This is a genomic window from Acetobacterium carbinolicum (assembly GCF_047456275.1).
Lineage (GTDB): Bacteria > Bacillota > Clostridia > Eubacteriales > Eubacteriaceae > Acetobacterium > Acetobacterium carbinolicum.
On sequence record NZ_CP173357.1, the window covers coordinates 174,098 to 195,154 of the forward strand.

Sequence of the window (21,057 nt, forward strand, 5' to 3'; positions counted from 1 at the left end):
TTATTCTTCCTCAATTAGTCGCGTTACCATTGCCCAGAGAGATTCTGCGGAATTGAAGTTGTCCGGCGTTATCTCGACGGTCGGGATTGTAATATCGAATTCTTCCTCCAGCTCTCCCACCAAGGCAATGATGGAGAGCGAATCCAAATGATGTCCATCGATCAGGTCTTTGCAGTTTGTGTAGTTAATTTCCGGTTCTATGTCTTTCAAAATTTTAATTAATCGTTCCATATTCTTTCCCTCATTTCATTATTCGGTGTATTTAACATTTCTATTGGCATATGCCCCCGTACACAGACGGGTTCACAACCATTTTTCAGTAACATGACCGCCGGTAGATCCCTGCTTAAAAACAAGGCGATTCCTTCCGCCGCACAATATGCACCAGCGTTTTCAAATACGATCACATCACCGATTTCCGGGCGATACATGGGAAACTGCTTTACCAAGATATCGTTAGTGGTGCAAAGCGAACCGCAGATATTCCATGGCTCGTGCTCTGTGCCCCCGCGGTGAGTGAGCTCGTGGACAATGGGATGCTTCATTGCCATCGACTGACCATAATAGATAAGTTGGTGTATACCGCCATCGACAATGGCGTAGTTCTGCCCTTTGTTTGTTTTTTTATCGACAACGCTTGTTAAATAGGTACCGCAACTGGCGGCGATGCTGCGTCCAAGCTCCAGCGTAAGCTTTGTCTTGAACTGCATTCTGGTCAGCAAGGCTGAGAATTGATGCAAAAAGGCGTCTTCGTCAAAGTCCTCATCGATAAAGTAGGATACCGGAAGTCCGGGTCCGAACTCCAATTCAGGAGCGGAATAGCCGCGGTCAGTTTGTAATTTGTTAAGTACGCTGTCCAGATAGTCCAGCTCCCGTTTAAGCCGCTTCAAAGATGATTTCTGGGTACCGGAAAAATACTGGATGCCTCTGATTTCAAGGAATGGATCGTGCTGGTACTCGCTGACGATATGTTCCAATTCATCCTCGGAAAGTCCAAATTGGTTGCCGCTGGTCAGGCGGAGCAGAATGGAAATGCGTTTTTTTGCCAGATGAGCCGTATCGCTTAAGATGCTGAATTGATGCATGGATTCCACAGTGTAAAGCTCCCCGGACGGTCCCTGGGCAATTAGTTCTCGAATCAGGGCGGGCGTCTTATAAACACCGGAAACCACAAATTTGTTCGTGGGCAACCCCATTTGGTAGCAAATCCGCAGTTCTCCCGGAGAACAGATTTCCAGTCGATCGACTAGCGCACTTACTGTCGCAAGTATAAAGGTGTTGGCTTTCACTGCATAGCACAGTCTGACACCTTCGGGTAAACAGCTACGCAGGGAACGGATACGTTCTTCCAGTACAGAAAGGTCGTAAGCGTACATAGGCGTTGACTGTTTTTCTAATAATCCTCTCCATTTGATTTTGTTCATGTTTTACTCCTTTCGGTCAAGCAGTCGCTTGCGGTCGATTTTTCCGTTTTTATTCAATGGAAATTTCTTGATTTGATAAAGTGTGCGCGGGACCATATATACAGGTAAAGACTCGGCAAGCTGACTGCGGAGACTGGGTTGCTTTGGACTGCCGGTGTAGAAGCCGTATAGCCGCTCCTTTTTTGCGTCAAACACACAGCAACACTGATCAACACCGGGGATTTTCGCAACCGCCCGCTCGATTTCTTCTAATTCAATCCGGTGTCCCATGTATTTGATCTGAAAATCCTTCCGGCCGCAGAACAGCAGTTCCCCATTGTCCAGATACTTTCCAAGGTCGCCTGTTTTATAAATGCGTTCGGGGTAACTGGTATTGAGCGGATTCTGTACAAAAGCCACCTCCGTCTGCTGAGGGTTTCGGAAGTATCCAAGCGCCAGTGCCGTTCCCCGTACGCAGATCTCACCGACAACACCGGAGGTTGTCACTTCTTGTGCGTTGACGTCGAGCAGGAACACCTGCTCATTGGGGAAGGGACGCCCAATGGGAATCCCATGAGAATAATCACCGCTTCTGTCGATGACATGATAGGTGCAGTTGCACGTGATCTCCGTAGGTCCGTAGAGATTGACAAACTGCGCGTCCGGCAAATGTTCCAGCCATGCTCGGAGATGCTTTTCCGGCATGATCTCGCCGCTGAAAAGAATCTTACGCACGGAAGTGGGGATAAGGTAGTCCAGACCGTGAAACGCGCTGATCAGGCACAGTGCTGAGACGGCCCAGATCATGACAGTGATGTGAATCTCGCAGATCCAGTCCAGAAGCTCTTTTGGTCGTGAAAAAAAGGGCTTTGGAATAATCGCCAGTGTCCCTCCAACCTTTGCTGAAGTATAGATATCCTTGACGGAAACATCAAAATCGAAGGGGGCCTGATTGCCAAAGATATCCGTGGATGAAAACTGGAAGGTGTCTGTGAAAACATCGATAAAATCGATCACAGAACGGTGACTGACCACAACACCCTTTGGAACGCCAGTAGAGCCAGAGGTGAAGTTGACATAAAGAGGATCGGTATCGATCATCCTACTGCGCACAAAGCGCAGACGCTCCAAATCTATGGATTCTTTTTGCAGATCGTCCATCATCAGGATTGCTTTGGCCGGAAAAAGTTCCGCCGCAAGCTTTGCGTGCGGAGAATCGACAATCACATATTCCGCCTGAAGCACCTTTTGAATCTGCTTTAGGCGGAATATCGGCAGCTCCGGATTGAGCAGCACATAGTAGCCTCCCGCATAAATGGCGCCCCAAAATGCACATAGCGCGGGGATGCCTTTTTCCATCAAGACCGCGACCGGCTGGCCGACTTTGATGTGCCTTGACAGCGCTGTCCCGACAGTCTTACAGGTATGTTCCAATTCCCGATAGGAGTTGGAAGAAGTTTTATCAACGACGGCAATCTTGTCCGGGCAGCAAAGCACATGGTGCTCCATATATTCCAATACATTTTTCATGGTGTTTCCTCACATTCATATTATTCTGTTATTCTAAATCGCTTTCTTTGAGAGAAAAACGCTGCAAGTCAGCGATGTTTTGCCCTGGAAAATCACACATGGGAACGCGATGCTTTTTTTATGTATCGAGAAATCAGCGGCTTTGAAAGCGCAGAACATAAGCTAAAATGATACCTAAAAATAAGGTCAGCATACCCATATAAGTGAGAATCACGGTGAAATTTTAAAATCCAAGCATAGGAACCTCCTAAAGTACGTTGCTGAAGAAAATGCTGTAAAGCAGGATACACCAGGGCTTTGCAGTCACGATAATCAGAATATATTTTTTTGTTGGCATATTGATCAAACCGGAAAAATAACACAGGGCACAGTCCGGCGCCAGCGGAAGCAGAATGGAAAGAAAAAGAATAATCGTATAGCTCTTTTTCGAGGCTGCCCATTCAACGGCGGCATTATATTTTTTCTCCGGTATAATCTGTTTCACAAATCTGATCCCGAAGCGTCTGGCCAGGTAGTATGCAATGATGGAGCCAAGGCTGATTCCGATATAATTGCAAAGGAAGCCGCCAAACGCTCCAAATAATCCGGCGCCCGCAGCGAATCCGAAAAAGCTTGGGATGATCGGTAGAAATGCTTGCATGGTTTGAATCGCCGTCAACATCAGCGGTGCGAACGGGCCAAAGGTGCCAATATAGGTTCGAAATGTTTCCAAGGATCCAAAGTATCCTCGGAAGAAACCTATTGCGAGGAATACTCCGGTAATAAGGAGTAAGAGCAAAAATAGTATAAGGAAATAAATCTTTAGCCGTTTTTCACGCTGTTTCATCCGCACCCCCGACGAGATATGCCCGTCCGCAGTTTTTATTTTATTTTTGCATTATATCTATATATTCTGACGCTGGGGCTTACGAAAACCTTAAGTATTCTTAACTGACCCTGATAGGGGTATATCTTCGTTGCTTGTGTGACGGGCGGATGGTAAAATAACAGCAATACGTAGAGTGGAGGCGGAGCGACATGAAGAACGCCGCAAAAATTATGATCGTAGATGATGATTCTGAAATCCGTGAGATCGTCTGTGTTCTGCTGGAGAGCGAAGGTTTTACTACGCTGGAAGCAGCTAACGGGGAAACGGCGTTGTCGGTCTTTTCCGATGATGTGGATCTTGTTATTTTGGATATTATGATGGCCGGTATGTCTGGGTATCAGGTCTGCTTGAAAATGAGGGAGCAAAGTAATGTTCCCATTTTATTTCTTACGGCAAAAAATAAAGATTCCGACCTGACGCTCGGATTTTCATCCGGCGGGGACGATTATCTCGCAAAGCCGTTTTCTTATGCCGAGCTTCTTGCCCGGGTAAAGGGACTCCTACGGCGCTATCAGACGTACAGAGGGAAAGGCAATATTGACAATGAAACTCCGTTGGAATGGCGTGGAATCATACTGTATCAGGACCGAAACGCTGTTTGCAAAGATGGAGAAGAACTGAACCTGACTGACAAGGAGTATCAGATTCTCCGGTTACTGCTGACCTACAGAGGCAGACTTTTCTCTGCGCAAAATCTATTTGAGAGCATTTGGGAGGAACCGTTTTATTACTCCTCCAGCAACACTGTAATGGTTCACATCCGCAGACTGCGGGAAAAGATTGAGGAAGACCCGCAGGAACCAACATTGCTGAAAACGGTTTGGGGAAAGGGGTATCGCATTGAATAGCAGTAAATTTAAATCCCGCCTGGGTCTGAAATTCACATCGGTTGCGGCGATTGCGCTGATTATTTCCTTCTCTGTTTTTTTACTCCTGTATGATGGCGTTATATGGTGGTTCCTGTACGGTTCGGAGTTCGATTCTTATTGGACAAATGTGGGAATTTCGGCAGTGGCGAGCTTTCAGGAACATGTGACAAACAATGAGCTGACTGTCGATGACGCAATACGCGATGTCAGATGGGAAAAGAATTATCGCACGATGTATCTCTATTTGGCGAGCAGCCCTGAGGCGAACATCCCGGAGGAAGACGATGATACGCAAGTCGGTATCCCTGTGAACTGTTCGGACGGTGTCGTATATGCTTATGCCTATCCGTCTGCTTCTCATTATGATGGGATTGGAATGGCAATCTCTCTTGGTATCGCGGCAATCTGCTTCTTCCTGATTCTAATTCCCTATGTCTATCGGATCATCCATCGCATTACGTATCTGAGTCGTGAAATGGAGATCCTCACAGGAGGTGACCTCAGCTATCACATCGACTCTCCCGGCGAGGACGAGCTGGCGGAGCTAGGACGCAGCATTGAGGGAATGCGGCTTTCAGTAATCGACCAGATGGCACGAGAAAATGAAGCTGTGCTGGCGAACAGCCGGCTGATTACCTCTTTATCACATGACTTGCGAACGCCGCTGACCAAGTTGACGGGCTATCTTGAAATACTTCGCTATAAAAAATATCGGAATACGTCAGAAAAAGAACGCTATTTGAATAGCGCCATCGAAAAAGTGCAGCAAATGAAAAGCCTTTCCGATGAAATGTTCCGTCATTTTCAAGTGAATGATACCCCAAAAGCGGATACCGTTGGCGAAACAATTTCAGGGACGCTGCTGCTATCACAGCTGCTTTCTGAAATGTGTTTTGATCTGCAGGCAGCAGGCTTTCAAGCAACCCTTCCGGTCATTGACGGTGAATTCATCCTTTCCTTTCCCGTATTTGACCTGCGGCGAATATTTGACAACCTGTTTTCCAACATAAAAAAATATGCCGACCCATCGAAGCCCGTCGAAATCACGATCAGTAAACAGGCATCTGAGATTGCCATTATGATTTCAAATTATATGGGAGCTTGTTTAGATACCGACAGCAATGGCATTGGTTTGCCCGCGGTAAAAACACTTGTAGAGCAAAACGGTGGAAGCTTTGATATTAAAAAAACTGACGAAAGATTCTACGTCAAGATATTTTTTCCAGTGCAAAACAGGTAATTGCGACGTGCAAAACGAATCCAGAAGAGCGGGGTTCTTTCGCATTTTAACGTTTATTTTAAACGCCAGGTCAGTAAGATCGCAATCGATAAAGTATTTATCAAAGAATTAAGAAAAGGCATGCTTCTTTTAATCAAAGGACATGCTTTTTTTTGAGTGGATCTAAGTGATAACAGCCAGTAATTCGAATTCAAACCAGATGCAATTGCGGCAGAATAATGATATGATTGAACAAAGGATTAGTACCTAATCAAATTGGATGACTTTCCCGATGCCATCGGGAGGATTGGAGTAAGTGTGAACTGGGACTGTTTAATTGTCGATGATGAAATAGAACTTGCCAAAGCGACCTGTGAATATTTTGAAATGTTTGGCGTGACCTGTGCCTTTGTGACCAATTTTAATGATTGTGTTTTGTTCATGGAAAGCAATTCGGTTAAATTGATTTTGCTGGATATCAATCTGGGAAATGACAGTGGGTTTGAATTGTGTAAGGCACTCCGCCAAAAAACGGATATCCCGATTCTTTTTATCAGCGCCCGCCAGAGTGATGATGATGTTCTGATTGCCCTTAATATTGGTGGGGATGACTATATCAAAAAACCCTATTCTCTGAGTGTTTTGCTGGCCAAGGTAAAGGTGATTATCAAGCGGTATGAAGGTGCGGCTAAAAAATCTGGGCGAAGCGATACGGTCGGTTCTGAGGATCAAGAGAAAAACAACTATAGCAACCTGAGAATTGACAAGGATGCCATGAAAGTCTATCGGGATGGAAAAGACGTGGGTTTTAAAACAAAGGAATTCAAGCTGTTTTTATACCTCTATGAAAATAAAAACCGGGTGATTGCTAAAGACGAGTTATTTAAAATGATCTGGGGAGATGCATTTTTTAGTGATGGCACCCTGAATGTCCATATCCGCAAAATCCGTGAGAAAATCGAAGAAAACCCGAATCAGCCCAAATATATTAAAACCATCTGGGGCACCGGATATATGTTTGAAACCGGGGAAAACGAATAGTATAGTCTTTATTATTCAGATACAAAAACGATCAGTTGAGGAAATAGATGAAAATAAGAAATATCGTTATCCTGTTTACGGTGCTGATGATAGCCGTTTATATAGCCGCAGTCATCACGATAAATACCACCCAGATTAATCAGGTGAACGTCGCAGAGATTAACCACGTTGTTAAAACGATTGAAAAAGAGTGGACCCAAGGTGAGGTAGAAAAATCCGGTACGATTGCGGAGATGTCTTACCGGATCACTCTTGTTGCAGATGAAAACTATCAGGCGCTTCTGTTTGATGGCATCAAGAATCGTCAGACCATCATGGATTTGACTACATCTGATGGCCGACAAGAGGTGTTAGGTAAGATCATCTTTCTAACCAACGGCAGTGAAGAAGTAGTCATGAAAACAAATCTGCTGACAATAATCTCCTTTACCTTTGGCATTATGTTGATGATGGTTTATCTGGTTTTGGGGTTGGTGTATACTTCTGTTCTTCGGCCCTTTGGAGTGATGAAACAGTTTGCCCGGAAGGTTGCCGATGGTGATCTGGAATTTCGGCTACCGATGGATCGAGGCAACTACTTTGGCGCCTTCACTGAAAGTTTTGATCTGATGCGGGAAGAACTAAAAAAGGCCCGACAGGGAGAATATGCGGCCAATATCAGCAAAAAAGAGTTGGTGGCGGAACTATCCCACGATATTAAAACACCGGTGGCGACCATTAAGGCCATTTGTGAGCTCCTGGAGATCAAACTGGCAACTGTGAAAAGTGAGGATTTACCGGAGTCAACTGCGGTAATGACGCTCACCGAAAGCATCGAAAAAATCACCGTGATCGATTCCAAAGCAGATATTATTGATGCGCTGATTAGCAATCTCTTCCACGCAACCCTGGAAGAACTGGAAATGCTAGCGGTTCATGTGAGTGAACAGCCCAGTACCATCCTGATCCAGATGTTTAAGGATATGGATCATTTTGGGAAGATCAGCTTAAAAAATGATTTGGTCGAATGTCTGATTTGTTGTGATCCGCTGCGACTGGAGCAGGTGATTGACAATGTTATCAGTAACGCTTATAAATATGCCGATACGGCTATCGACATCTGGTTTAATCTGGACAAAAATAAGCAGTATCTGGAAGTCAAAATCCGAGATTATGGGGATGGGGTGAATCCCGATGAATGCCCGCTGGTGTTTGAAAAGTTTTTTCGCGGTTCTGGAGAAGCGGTTCAAAACACCCCGGGATCTGGGCTGGGACTTTATCTGGCCCGGCAGTTTATGACCGGTATGGATGGCAGCATCCATTGTTATAATGCGGATGGGTTCGTTGTTGAGCTGTGTATCAAGGTGGTTTAAGGTCGTCTTATTATAAAAAAAGACTCGTTAAGAAACAGATAAGGATTTAATAAGAGTTGGTAAAAGACCGGTTAAGAACAGTTGACATATAATAGGGCCATGGAAAGCCAAAGCGGACCATGGTCTTTTATCATCGGGATTAAGACCGATTTAATTAATCGGGAGGAAAATAATGAAGCACACCATTTTAAAGGCGGAAATGCTCAGTAAAACCTATTCAAACGGCAGCATCATGCAGCATGTTCTAAAAAATCTCAACTTAGAAATTAATGGCGGAGACTTTACGGTCATCATGGGGAGCTCGGGTTCGGGAAAGTCCACCCTGCTTTATGCGCTTTCCGGGATGGATAAGCCGAGCCTGGGAACCATTGATTTTAGAGGTGAGGAGATCTCAAACTATTCCAATGACAAACTGGCGGTATTTCGGCGTAAGCATTGCGGATTTGTGTTTCAGCAGATCTATCTCAATGATACCATGACGGTGCTCGATAATATTATGATTTCAGGCCTGCTGGTCAGCCGCGACAAAAAGGCCATTGCTGCTCGGGCCAGGGAACTGCTGCAGCAGGTGGGGCTAAATGATGCGTGCTATCACAAATATCCGTCTCAGCTTTCCGGCGGCGAAGCCCAACGGGTGGCGATTGTTCGAGCGCTAATCAATGCCCCGGAAATCGTCTTTGCGGATGAACCCACCGGGGCCCTTAATTCGACCAATGCCATCAATGTGCTGGATGTGCTGACCGAGGTGAACGCCTCGGGCCAGAGTATCATCATGGTGACCCATGATATCAAAACGGCCCGCCGGGCCAACCGCATCCTTTATTTAAAAGATGGGGTCATCATCGATGAGCTGAGTCTCGGCACCTATGTTAAAGACGATCCGGAACGACATAAAATCCTGCGCGAATTTCTGGAAAGAATGGGTTGGTAGCCATGAACATTCGGATGATTGCGACCAATAATATTAAAAAAGCCAAGGTGGCCACGGCCACCCTGATCATCCTGATTGCCATTGCCACAATCTTTCTTTATGTGGGCATCAGCGTGCTGTCAAATTTGGGAAGCTTTATGGATAAAAAAAACGTCGCGACGAATGGCGCCCATTTTGTATCCATTACCGATGGTAACTACGATCAGGAAATTCAGGCCATTTATGAATCCAGTGAGACCTACAATTATAGCGAAAGGGAAGCGGCAATCATGTCCCTGGCGTCAAAATTTCAGGATGTAAGTACCGGAGAAAAAGCCTACAGTATTTCCTCGTTGTTTTTAAATTTGGATACCAGCCGTAAAATATCTCAGGTGGATTTAATTGATGAGGCGGCGGTGATGCCGAAAAACGGGGTGGTCGTTCCCTATATTTTAAAGGTTGCCAATGGTTACAAAACTGGAGATATTTTGAAATTTATGGTGGATGACGCCAGCATTGATCTTGAGATCGCCGGGTTCTATGAAGATTTGATGTTTGCCAGTCCGACAAATGTGAGTATGTATAAATTATTCGTGGGAGATCAGCAGTTTAATGAACTAATCGCACAACCGGAGTTTGGCTTAACGGTGAGCTATAGTGCCGTTATCCTTAACGATATCAATCGTTCCGATGACTTTGAATCCTTATATGCGGAAAGGATAAAGACCATTATGACAACCAACGCTGGTAATCATGCGGCCCTCAATTATGGAACCATGAAGATTGGGGTCGCAACGTTTATCAACATCATTATGGCAGTGCTGTTGTCTTTTTCCATTATTATCCTGGCGATTGCTGCCATCGTCATTAAATTTTCAACCATTACCCATATTGAGAATAACATTAAAAATATCGGAACCCTGGAAGCGATGGGGTATACAACCAGGCAAATCATCCGCGCCACGCTGCTGGAATACCTGATCATTGCCATGGTTGGTTTTATGGTGGGATTGGGGGCATCACTCTTTATCTCACCGGTGATTACCAATGTGGTGTCCTCGTCAATTGGGTTAAGCTGGACGATGGGAATCTATCCGGTTGCGGTGCTCGCCAGCCTGGGCATGGTCATGATTCTGGTGCTGGGAATTGCCTATTTCAGCGCCTTTAAAATTAAACGGATCACGCCGCTAGCGGCTTTGCGAAGCGGCGTGCAAACCCATCATTTCATAAAAAATAGAATCCCGCTGGAGCAGACAAAACTCAGCTTGAATGCGGCAATGGGATTAAAAATGCTAATTCATAACAAAAGACAGAATTTGATTGCCGCCGTCATTATCATGCTGCTGAGTCTGGTAACGGTATTTTCATTGGCCTCCTATTACAACTTTTCAGTGGACAAAACGGCGATGATTAAGTTAATTGGACTGGAAACCGCCGAGGTTCAATTAACCGCTTTAGCAGATGAGCAACGGATATTTACTGAAATTGCCGCAATGCCTGAAGTTGAGGACACCATCAAGCTGGATGCATTTGAGGCAGTCATTAAATTTCAGGGCAAAGAAAGCGGTGCTAACGCACGTATTACCAAAGATTACAGCCACTTGAAAGTCAATACCTGTGTGAAGGGAAGGATGCCGGCCAGTGACAATGAAATTGCCATTACCAGTATCGTTCTAAATAAAATTGGCGCTCAAATTGGCGATACCGTGTCGATTGAAAACAATGGGTCAGCACGCGAATTCTTAGTGGTTGGAATCACGCAGCAGTTTAATATGCTGGGCAGAGGGGCGGCCATCACTACCGCAGGGATGAAAAAAATGGTACCATCCTATCAGGAGCAGGTTCTAAAAATCTATCTAAAAGATGGTCAGGATACGGAAAAATTTGTGACGAAACTGAATAATCAATATGCAAGTGAGAAGGTTCAAAGCGTCAGCTATTTTGAATCGATCGAAATGATGCTCAATTCCTTTGAAGCGTCGATACAAATTGTCGTCGTCGGCTGTTTGGGCGTCATTGCGGTAATCATTGTGTTTATTTTGTTTCTTATCGTTCGGGTACGGCTATTAAGAGAGCGAACCCGGCTGGGAGTTTCTAAGGCGCTGGGCTTTACCTCTAATCAGCTGATCGGTCAGCTTTTAATCAGTGAAATGCCGGTCATTATCGGTGCTTCGATGGCGGGAGCCGCCGCTGGTTATTTCACCACCAATCCGCTGCTGGCCTTGATGCTTTCGGCCAATGGGATTCTGAACTGTGATTTTTATGTTGATCCCGGCATGGTGCTTCTCACTCCGATCGGAATCAGTTTGATCGGGCTGGGGACGGTGCTGATTGTTTCCGGCAAGATCAGAAAAATCAGTCCCTGCAAGATGTTTGAAGAAACAACGGACTAAAAAACTAACGTAAATAAGAAGTATTGGTATTCTGATATGTGACTAGGAAAACCCGGGAAAAAGGAGTGCGATGCTCCTGGTGAAAAAATCTATTTACAAACAAGGACCGATATGCTATCATGACCATAAGTCACATGACTAATGGTCATGATTTGCGTGGAGGGAAAACTTTAATGCCAAAAAGCACATTTTTTAACTTACCGGAGGAAAAGAAAGACAAGATCATCGCCGTTGCGATTGATGAATTTGCTCAAAATCATTATGAAAAAGTAACCATTAATAAGATTGTTAAACGAGCAGAAATTCCCAAGGGCAGCTTTTATCAATATTTTGAAAATAAAGATGACGTGTACATTTTTTTGTTTAGCCAAATTGGAAACTCAAAAAAAAATAACCTTGAGGAATTAAAAGATAGAAGTAGTCAATTGGATTTTAAATCCTATGTTATGTTACTGCTTGAAGCAGGAAATCAGTTTGGAAATGAGGATTTAAGAATTTTAGAGCTAAAAAATCGTTTTATTAATGAATGCCCGCAAGAAATTAGAAAGAAAATACTAAGTAATGAATTTCCCAAAAGTTATCAATTGCTTGCGGACGTGATCCGGTTGTATATAAAAAAAGGGGAATTACGGGAAAACCTGGATGTCGAAATGGTTGCTTACATCGTTACCCAAGGTCTGGCAAATATCGAATTTTATCAAAACGCTGGCTCAAGCATTAAAGACTTAGGGACGCGGATATTGGACGTTGTCATTGAAGGGATACAGACCGAATCAGGAGGGGAAAATAAGAAGGGAGAATAGACCATGTTAACCAGGCAAGAGTTAGTTCAAGCTGAAAAATACCTAAAACTAAATGAATCCGGTGAGTTTGTCATTGATACCGATGAGGATCTGGAAATTATCGATTTTCATACGCATATGTGCAATGTTCTGCCGATTAAGCATAGTAATCCAAAGTCAAAAGGAAATAAACTTACATTTCCGACGCTTCCGCCAATTGAAAAAACAGACTTTTCAGTGCCTTACTGGACAAAAGAAGAACTAAATATTAATAGGAAAGGCATAATGCCAATATTTCACTATGCACAAAATGCCTATGCGGTGCTGCAGGACATGAAAAAAGGCGGGACTTATGATAATTGTTTTAAGTCTCAAGCGGATAATAAGATTGGCATCAATGTGGTGCTACCATTAAGTACAAAAAAATGCGATTGTTCACCAGAGGCCCTGAGAATTGTCGCCGATTATCCGAACCGCTTTATAGCATTTTGTTCGGTTCATCCTGATGATCCGGAGATGGAGGAAAAAATAGTAAAATACAAAGCCCTTGGTGCAAAAGGCTTTAAACTAAAGATATCAGATATTGAGCTTAAAAATGATTTCAAGCCGTTAATAAGGCTGTTTAGAACCTGTCATGAAGCAGAATTGCCGGTTATCTTGCATACCGGGTCAATTCCGGTGGATCAGGAAAGGACCTCTAAATTGCTATGGAAGTTTTTAAGGTCAACCCGGGTCGAATTATTTGGTCGTCTGCTTGAGGAAATGCCAAAAGATTTTGTCTTTATCTTCGGACATAGCGGGGTCTGCGAATATAAACGTGTCGCCGAATATTTAAAAAGATTTCCGGCAACTTATGCAGAAGTGTCAAGCCAATCCCAGCATAGCATCAAGTATTTAATCGATGAGGTCGGTTATGAACGGTTGTTATTTGGCTCAGACTGGCCGGCCTTACCCCAGGCAATCACCCTTTCGCGCGTACTAATGGCGACGGCAGAAAATAAAGAAGCAAGAGATCATATACTAAGTAAAAATGCTAAAAGACTACTAAATCAAGCATAAGATAATTATTCAAAGCCATGATGCCATTTGCGGCATCATGGCTTTTTTTCAAGAAGGGATTAATTTTATCGAGCACTCTGATATAATAAAAAAATGATTGGAAATATTAGGATTGAAATAATGAAGGGGTGGTGCTTGAGATATGCCATTTGAAATCATCCGAAACGATATTACTAAAATGATGGTGGACATTATTGTCAATGCCGCCAACACCGGTCTGAAAATGGGCGGCGGCGTCTGCGGCGCGATCTTTGCCGCGGCCGGGGCGGACCAGCTCCAGGCGGAGTGTGACCGGATTGGTGGCTGCGCGGTGGGTGAGGCAGTGATCACCGACGGTTATCGGTTACCGGCAAAGCGCATCATCCACACCGTCGGGCCGGTCTGGCAGGGCGGTGGTGCCAACGAGGCCAGGCTGCTGCATCGGGCCTATACCAGTTCCCTGCGGCTGGCGCTGAAACAGGATTGTAAAACGATTGCCTTTCCGCTGATTTCATCGGGCATCTATGGCTATCCCAAGGATCAGGCCTTAAAGATTGCGGTGACAGCCATCGCGGAATTTTTGCGGGAACATGAGATGTTGGTTTATCTGGTGGTTTTTGATAAAAAGGCCTTCGTCGTCAACGATGTGGTTTGCGAAATGCGGGCTAGTAACCCCCATACCAGCTAGCTGGAAGGCAGAAATTGAAGCAGACTTTGAACAGAGGAAGAATAAGAATAATTAAAAACGAATACTAACAGTATATAGCATCGTGCTATTGCTGTTAGTATTTTTTGCGATTAAATATACAGAACTTAAAACACGCCCATACTTTATTATTGAATTATTCAATAATAAAGTATGGCTTGAATTCAAAGCCAACTTTATCAATAACTTCCTTACTTTTTTTAATTACTTCGGCAATTCTTTTTTCATCAACACGCATAAACCGAAAATTCATTTCCACGATATAATCAAGACACTCTTCCAAAGTACACTTTAGCATATTATTAATAAAATCGATTATGATCGCATGAGATGCTGCGGTAGCACCCCTTGCCAGCATGCTGATTTCATCATTTTGCCGGTTAATATTAAGATGATATTGGCGATCGTGAATTTTATAAAAACTTTTATAGTGTGTTGTAAACATATCTTCATAGTTACCATTAGAACTTTCCCTAATGTACCGGGCAACATTTGGATCATGTAAAATTAAAGATGTAGAAAGCCTTATTTCAATCGCAGTACTCAACTGTAAGTCATACTTATTATTACAGAAATAAGTATGATAGAGTTTAAAAGAAATGCTATTTTTGTTATTAACAGAAAAATTTTCTGTAACTTCTTTGGCCAATAACGATTTTGTTTTAAAATGATATGAAATTAAAGATTTCGTAATATTTAAAGCTTCGGCTATTTGGTAAAAGTAGCTATCATCGTAACCGTGTTCATAAAATAATTGAGTTGCAGTTGATAAGATGTTTTCGCGCTGCGTAGACATGGATTCACCTGAAATTCTAGATTTATTTCCATTATATCAAATTCTAGATTATTTTACAAAAGAAAGTAAACTGAACATGTATAGTTTTTCGTTGACAACAGATTCGTAAAATATTATAATAAACACAAAACTGAACATGTACAGTTTGAGAGGAGAAAGAAAAATTGAATGATAAGGAGAAGCAAATGTTGACAAAGAGACAAAATCTAATGGAAACGATTAAATACGGAAAACCGGATCGCTTTGTAAAACAATATGAATTTCTTAATATGATTTTTGAAGCTGCATTTCCAATGACCGGAATTGCGATGGTGCCTGGTCAGACGAGTAAAGACGGTTGGGGAGTAACATGGACATTTATGGAGGGGCAAATTGGTGGTTTCCCAGTACATGATAAAGAACATATTGTCATAAAGGACATTGCCGAATGGGAAAAATATGTTAAGAAACCGGTCCTTCCAACGGATGAGCAATACTGGGCACCGGCAGTTGCTCATGCCAGTGCGATTGATCGAAATGAAGAATTTGTCACAGCAATGTATGCACCAGGTGTATTCGAAATGACCCATCATATGATGGGAATGGAAAATGCCTTAATGGCTTTTTATGAAGAACCGGAGGCTATGCATGCGCTGATTGATTATATTACTGGATTTGAACTGGAATTTGCGGAAATGGTAATTGATCGAATCCATCCGGATGCACTTTTTCATCATGATGATTGGGGCAGTCAGATTTCATCATTTCTTTCCCCTGAAATGTTTGCAGAATTCTTTGTGCCGGCTTACAAGAAAATTTATGGTTATTACAAAGATAACGGTGTGGAATTGGTTGTTCATCATAGTGATTCCTATGCGGCAAATCTTATTCCAGCGATGATCGAAATGGGAATTGATATTTTTCAGGGAGTTATGAACACCAACAATATTCCTGAACTGATTAAAAACTATGGCGGTCAGATATCCTTTATGGGTGGACTTCACAGCGGCGAACTTGATTTTCCGGATTGGACCCCTGAAAAAATTGCCAAAGATGTCGAGCGTGCTTGCACGGAAAATGGTAAGTTGTTTTACATTCCTTGCATCACGCATGGCGGAGCGATGAGTCATTTTCAGGGAGTCTATGAAGAAATAGATAAACAAATCGACAGAATGAGCCAAGAAATGTTTACAGAATAATCGGATAACGAATAATCAGGCATTCATTGTTTAGTAAAAAAAGTATTGAGAGCGAAAGGATAGTATTATGGAAAGAATTGAATTTTTAAAAACGGAGTTAGATCCCATCGGGGAGTACCCAAGCCTGTTTCCAGGCGTGCCGCCAACGCCGATATATCGTACACCGATAACACCAAAAGAAAATTATAAGGCTTTGTATAAAGGTGAAAAGCCAGTATGGATTCCCAATTTTTATGATCTGACAACCCTTTGTCCCGCTTGTTATCCCGATGCAATTGCGCGAGGGTTTGTTGTGAGTGCGGAGTCGGGGGATTATATGGATGATAAAAAAAAGGGCGGAAAAGATAGTTTTGGGATCGAATGGGTTTATGAACCTTCAGCGATGGGATCGATGGTAATACCGGGAAACCCAACACTTAGAAATATATCCGAGTGGCGAGATAAAATCATCCTGCCGGATGTTGACTCGTGGGATTGGGCTCAAAGCGCAAAACGGAATAAAGACTATGCATATAATAGCTCTAATCTAGTTCAGGCCTGGATATTCACAGGGTTTTTCGAACGATTGATCTCACTACTGGATTTTGAAAATGCAGCAATAACAATGATTGATGATGAAGTTGAAGATGCAGTTCATGATTTTTTTGCAGAATGTGTCAAAATATACAAAAAAATGATAAAACACTATCAGGTCGATTTTAATGCTGATGTGATTTATTTTCATGACGATTGGGGAACTTCACAAAATTCCTTCTTTTCGTTGGAAGCATGCCGCAACTTAATCGTTCCGCACTTGAAAGACGTTGTTGATTATGCCCATGAACTGGGACTCTTTGTTGAATTACACAGTTGCGGTAAAAGTGGAAAGCTGGTTCCAGCTATGATTGAAGCAGGCGTGGATGCATGGACACCACAAGAAATCAATGATTTTGGCAGTTTGTATAAACAGTTCGGGGGCAAGATCATGTTAGGTGCATACCATCAGGTACCAATAGATGTTGATGAAGCAGCGGCAATTGAGACGGGAAGAGAATTTGTTAAAAAATATGCCGGGGCAATCCCAGAAAAACCCGTTTTTTCGGGTGATTATGCAATTCACATCAAAACAAGAGAAGCCTTATACGAAGAAAGTCGAAAATACTTGAGTGAGTAAGATTAACAGCAATGAATCAGTTAAGATAATCGTTGCGAAGTCAAAAGGGTGAAAAGAGAAGCGAAAATGATTAGTAAACGTGAGAATTATTTGATGGCTGCTCATGGAGAAAAACCATTGTGGGTACCTTCATTTGCTGAAGACAGCAATGTGTTTCTGCCAGATTTCTGGATGCAAGTTGACCCTCAGACAGGAACTGACTTTTGCAACATACGCTGGGTGGAAAATGACGCAGGCCGTATGCCTGATGAGAAATGGCGGGCAATGGAAAATTTGGATCAGTGGCGTGAGACGGTCAAGTTTCCAAAGGTGGCGGAACTCGACTGGCCAGAAATGGCAGAACGTTTCAAATCGATGAGTGATCCGGAAAAGGTTAATATTGCCATACTTAATACCAATGGGATCTTTCTGATTCCGATCGATATGATTGGGTGGGTGGATGGTCTTTGCGCAATTTATGAAGAACCGGAAGAACTGGAAGCGTTTATTTCGGCGATAACGGATTTTCTGGTTGAGGTGGTCAAGTATTTTGGAGCATATATTCATCCGGATATTGTATTTACAGGCGATGATTTAGCGGCTGCTAACGGACCTTTTATTTCAAAGGAAATTTGGGAATCGCTTTATAAACCCTATTTTAAAAAAATCATTGATGCCATTCATGAGATTGGTGCACTAGCAGAATTTCATTGTTGTGGAAACTGTCAATTCCTGATCGACGCGTTTTTGGAAATTGGAGTGGATATTTGTCAGCTACCCGAGCCGAATGAAAGTCTTAGGCAGAAAAAAGAAAAGTATGGAAAGCGATTGGTACTTACCGGTGGCTGGGACAGGCATTCAGCGGCAGCCTTTCCCGGTGCATCCGAGGAAGTCGTAAGAGAATCGGTACAAAAAGCAATTGATGATTATGGCAAAAACGGGGCGTTGATATTTTGGGATGGTGGCATCTGTGGTAGCAGTGAAGATTCGCGGAAAAAAATGGAATGGGTTTTAAGTGAACTGAATAAATATGGGCGGGCTGTTTATAATCATAAATCGATATGATTTTTCATACCTTCATATTGTGATAATTGATAAAAAAATACCCGCTTCGAATCGTGAATTAAAAAAAAACACTAAATTATAATTACCTTAAAGGAGACGAACATGAATCAAAAAACATCAGCCTTATCTGGATTTGCGGTATTGGCCATGGCCTTTATCACAATGGGTGTAGGAACGGTTACTCCTGCGCTTAATGTAATTTTTGGAGCCTTCCCCCAAGAATCGTTAACAACATTATTATTGGTTTCAACCTTACCATCACTGACAGTTATACCGGCAACGTTGATTGCGGGTAGCCTTGCCGGCAATAAGGTAAAATACAAAACGCTTGCTATTGTAGGTATACTACTGTTTATAATTGGTGGCGTTGCACCATATTTTGCGAGTAGCTGGACGGTGGTACTCATCGAACGTGCAGTTTTTGGTATCGGTCTGGGTATTATTTCACCATTACCGAATGCTCTAGCGATGGGTCTTTATGAAGGTGATAAAGTAGCATCAATGATGGGTATGGTTACACTTCTAATGAATATTGGTGGTATGATTCTACAATTTTTGGGCGGATTTTGTGCAGGTTTTGGATGGAATTTTGCTTTTTTACCACATGCACTTGGTATTATTTCACTGCTGGCCGTAATATTCTTTTTGCCCGAACCGCCCAAACAGAATGGCGCGATTGATGCAGGAAAAGTAATAACGAAAGAAAAAATTCCCGGAAAATTATGGGTGGTAGCAGGCGTATTTGGATTTTCCGTCATGCTGATCTATCCACTGCTGGTTAATATGTCATCATTGTTAGAAGCCGGTAATTTAGGGGATTCAACGACGGCAGGCGTTGTTCTGGCATTTTATACAATTGGCGGAATGGCCGCAGGTGCTGTATTTGGTCAGATCTTTAAAGCAACAAAAAAATACATTCTCTCAATTGGTTTATTTGCAGCCGCTATTGGAATGGCAATGGTTTTATTCGGCGGAAACGTTGTGTTAGTTACGATTGGAACAGCATTGGCGGGTTTTGCATTTTCAATCGGTATGCCAGCTGTTTTCATGATTGTCAGTATGATCATAAAATCTTCACAACAGGCTCTTGCAACATCGATTATTCTAGCAGCAATGAATCTATTTGCATTTTTATCAACTTACTGGATTGCGATGACGACATTAATTACTGGCGATGCCCTTAAGGGACCGATCCTTGCAGGAATGATGATTTTGGCAATTCTTGGAATTCTGTTTATATTCTTGAATCCAATGTCTGGAATCGTAGGATCAAAAGAAGGAACCAATTAATCACAATGAACACTCGATTCAGAAAATAATCAGCACAGGCAAAAAGTGTTTTTAGCGCTTTTTGCCTGTGCTCGTTTGTTTTTGCTTTATTTCCAGTGAATGGCCCTATTTTCCGTCGCCAGGGCCGCCTCTTTAATGGCCTCGCCAACGGTGGGATGGGCATGAATGGTCGAGATAATTTCTTCCACTGTCGATTCCAGCCGCAGCGCCAGCGCGCCTTCAACAATCAGGTCGGTGGCTCGTGGTCCTAGAATATGGACACCAACAATTTCCTTGTATTTTTTATCGGAAATAATTTTAATCATCCCTTCGGTGGTGCCCATAATCAGTGACTTGCCATTGGCCGCCAGCGGGAATCGGCCAATCGAATAATCTTTTTCATAGCCCCGGATATCCTCCTGAGTAAGGCCCACTCCGGCAAATTCGGGAGTGGTATAGACGCAGGAGGGATTGGTTTTTTCGTCATAAACGGCCTCATGGCCCATCGCATTTTCAGCAGCAACTTCCCCTTGCTGAGAGGCTATGTGAGCCAGCATGGTTTTGCCCAGACAATCTCCGACGGCATAAACATTTTTTAGATTGGTCTGCATTTTTGGATTCACACTAATCCCTTTTTTATCCCAGTTGATACTGGTGTTATCCAGTCCCAAAGTCGATAATTCGGCTTTACGTCCAATTGCTACCAATACCTTATCACCTGAGATGTCACTCTCGTTATCGTCCTTTTTAATTCTAACGGTCGTTTGGTGCTCATCACTCTGGACTGACAACACCTGCGCACCCGTTAAAATTTTTATCCCATCTCTCACAAGTTTTTTGCACAGCATTTCGCCCAGTTCACCATCCATAAGCGGTAGAATTCCCGGCTGCATTTCTACAATCGTTACTTTGGAACCAAACTGATTGTAAACTGACGCCATTTCCACACCAATGACGCCGCCACCAATAATCACCAGTCGCTCCGGAACATGATTTAAAGAAAGCGCCCCGGTGGAATCCAGGCAATTGGGATGATCAATGCCAGGAATCGGTGGAAGTGCCGGTACTGAACCGCTGGCAATGATAATTTTATCCGCTCGTAACTCGTCAGTTTTACCGGAAACGTCAGTCACCAGCAAGACCTCATCATTTAAAAACTGCGCAGAACCGGTAATAATCTTAACCCCATTGGCTTTAAGCAGCCCTTTGACGCCGCCGGATAGCTTGGTGCTGATCTGCTCCTTATGGGCTTGAATTTTTGTCCAATCATAACCGACCTCAGGAATGACTAAACCGATTTTTGACGAATTTTTAGCTTCGGTTAATACCTCGGCAGAATGGAGCAGCGCCTTGGTGGGGATACACCCGACATTTAGGCAGGTGCCGCCCAGCTTTTCTTTTTCAATCAGGGTGACCTGGGCGCCCAGTTGGGCCGCTCGAATGGCCGCCACGTAGCCCCCGGGGCCACCACCAATTATGGCTATATGTTTCATGGTTTTACCTTCT

Annotated in this window: 19 protein-coding genes; 13 read left to right on the top strand and 6 right to left on the bottom strand. The window is 43.3% G+C overall.

Features of this window, described 5'->3' with window-relative positions; all coding sequences use genetic code 11:
* The 4 genes from ACIZ62_RS00875 to ACIZ62_RS00890 form a co-directional block, all read right to left on the bottom strand.
* Complete coding sequence (locus ACIZ62_RS00875; protein ID WP_414151054.1) at positions 1–231, bottom strand: phosphopantetheine-binding protein; 231 nt, start codon at positions 229–231, stop codon at positions 1–3.
* Positions 219–1,376 (bottom strand): diaminopimelate decarboxylase family protein, encoded by a 1,158-nt coding sequence (locus ACIZ62_RS00880; RefSeq protein ID WP_414151055.1) that lies wholly within the window; start codon positions 1,374–1,376, stop codon positions 219–221. The genes ACIZ62_RS00875 and ACIZ62_RS00880 overlap by 13 nt, the downstream gene beginning before the upstream one ends.
* Positions 1,377–1,427: 51 nt before the next feature.
* The gene (locus tag ACIZ62_RS00885; RefSeq protein WP_414151056.1) at positions 1,428–2,933 is read right to left on the bottom strand and encodes an amino acid adenylation domain-containing protein; all 1,506 of its coding nucleotides are present in this window, start codon (positions 2,931–2,933) and stop codon (positions 1,428–1,430) included.
* A gap of 247 nt (positions 2,934–3,180) precedes the next feature.
* A complete protein-coding gene (locus tag ACIZ62_RS00890; RefSeq protein WP_414151057.1) occupies positions 3,181–3,645 on the bottom strand; it encodes a VTT domain-containing protein in 465 nt (154 codons plus the stop codon).
* 305 nt (positions 3,646–3,950) lie between these two features.
* Between ACIZ62_RS00890 and ACIZ62_RS00895 the strand changes: the two genes are divergently transcribed.
* From ACIZ62_RS00895 to ACIZ62_RS00935, 9 genes are all read left to right on the top strand, one after another.
* Positions 3,951–4,649: a response regulator transcription factor gene (locus ACIZ62_RS00895; protein ID WP_414151058.1), complete on the top strand. Its 699-nt coding sequence runs from the start codon at positions 3,951–3,953 to the stop codon at positions 4,647–4,649.
* Positions 4,642–5,910 carry a histidine kinase dimerization/phospho-acceptor domain-containing protein gene (locus ACIZ62_RS00900; RefSeq protein WP_414151059.1) on the top strand — a complete coding sequence of 423 codons (1,269 nt, stop codon included), beginning with the start codon at positions 4,642–4,644 and terminating at the stop codon, positions 5,908–5,910. Before ACIZ62_RS00895 ends, ACIZ62_RS00900 begins: the two co-directional genes overlap by 8 nt.
* Before the next feature lie 297 nt (positions 5,911–6,207).
* Complete coding sequence (locus ACIZ62_RS00905) at positions 6,208–6,930, top strand: response regulator transcription factor (protein WP_414151060.1); 723 nt, start codon at positions 6,208–6,210, stop codon at positions 6,928–6,930.
* A 47-nt stretch (positions 6,931–6,977) separates the two neighbouring features.
* Entirely contained in the window at positions 6,978–8,282 is a 1,305-nt protein-coding gene (locus tag ACIZ62_RS00910) for an ATP-binding protein (protein ID WP_414151061.1), read from the top strand.
* Between the two features lie 172 nt (positions 8,283–8,454).
* Positions 8,455–9,213: an ABC transporter ATP-binding protein gene (locus ACIZ62_RS00915; RefSeq protein WP_322519193.1), complete on the top strand. Its 759-nt coding sequence runs from the start codon at positions 8,455–8,457 to the stop codon at positions 9,211–9,213.
* A gap of 2 nt (positions 9,214–9,215) precedes the next feature.
* Positions 9,216–11,585, top strand: coding sequence for an FtsX-like permease family protein (locus tag ACIZ62_RS00920; RefSeq protein ID WP_414151062.1), 2,370 nt, complete (start codon positions 9,216–9,218; stop codon positions 11,583–11,585).
* 173 nt (positions 11,586–11,758) lie between these two features.
* Positions 11,759–12,388: a TetR/AcrR family transcriptional regulator gene (locus ACIZ62_RS00925; RefSeq protein ID WP_111888412.1), complete on the top strand. Its 630-nt coding sequence runs from the start codon at positions 11,759–11,761 to the stop codon at positions 12,386–12,388.
* A gap of 3 nt (positions 12,389–12,391) precedes the next feature.
* Positions 12,392–13,426, top strand: a complete 1,035-nt coding sequence (locus tag ACIZ62_RS00930) for an amidohydrolase family protein (protein WP_414151063.1) — start codon at positions 12,392–12,394, stop codon at positions 13,424–13,426.
* A 142-nt stretch (positions 13,427–13,568) separates the two neighbouring features.
* Complete coding sequence (locus ACIZ62_RS00935; protein WP_414151064.1) at positions 13,569–14,093, top strand: macro domain-containing protein; 525 nt, start codon at positions 13,569–13,571, stop codon at positions 14,091–14,093.
* A gap of 154 nt (positions 14,094–14,247) precedes the next feature.
* Here ACIZ62_RS00935 and ACIZ62_RS00940 read toward each other — a convergent pair whose 3' ends face one another.
* Complete coding sequence (locus tag ACIZ62_RS00940) at positions 14,248–14,907, bottom strand: TetR/AcrR family transcriptional regulator (RefSeq protein ID WP_414151065.1); 660 nt, start codon at positions 14,905–14,907, stop codon at positions 14,248–14,250.
* A gap of 185 nt (positions 14,908–15,092) precedes the next feature.
* Between ACIZ62_RS00940 and ACIZ62_RS00945 the strand changes: the two genes are divergently transcribed.
* The 4 genes from ACIZ62_RS00945 (at position 15,093) to ACIZ62_RS00960 (ending at position 19,572) form a co-directional block, all read left to right on the top strand.
* On the top strand, positions 15,093–16,085 hold the full coding sequence (locus ACIZ62_RS00945) for a uroporphyrinogen decarboxylase family protein (RefSeq protein ID WP_414151066.1): 993 nt from the start codon (positions 15,093–15,095) through the stop codon (positions 16,083–16,085).
* A gap of 67 nt (positions 16,086–16,152) precedes the next feature.
* Positions 16,153–17,238, top strand: coding sequence for a uroporphyrinogen decarboxylase family protein (locus ACIZ62_RS00950; protein WP_414151067.1), 1,086 nt, complete (start codon positions 16,153–16,155; stop codon positions 17,236–17,238).
* A gap of 66 nt (positions 17,239–17,304) precedes the next feature.
* The gene (locus tag ACIZ62_RS00955) at positions 17,305–18,282 is read left to right on the top strand and encodes a uroporphyrinogen decarboxylase family protein (RefSeq protein ID WP_414151068.1); all 978 of its coding nucleotides are present in this window, start codon (positions 17,305–17,307) and stop codon (positions 18,280–18,282) included.
* Positions 18,283–18,384: 102 nt separating this feature from the next.
* On the top strand, positions 18,385–19,572 hold the full coding sequence (locus ACIZ62_RS00960) for an MFS transporter (RefSeq protein ID WP_111888406.1): 1,188 nt from the start codon (positions 18,385–18,387) through the stop codon (positions 19,570–19,572).
* 86 nt (positions 19,573–19,658) lie between these two features.
* Here ACIZ62_RS00960 and lpdA read toward each other — a convergent pair whose 3' ends face one another.
* Positions 19,659–21,044 (bottom strand): dihydrolipoyl dehydrogenase, encoded by a 1,386-nt coding sequence (lpdA, locus tag ACIZ62_RS00965; RefSeq protein ID WP_414151069.1) that lies wholly within the window; start codon positions 21,042–21,044, stop codon positions 19,659–19,661.
* Positions 21,045–21,057 lie beyond the last annotated feature (13 nt).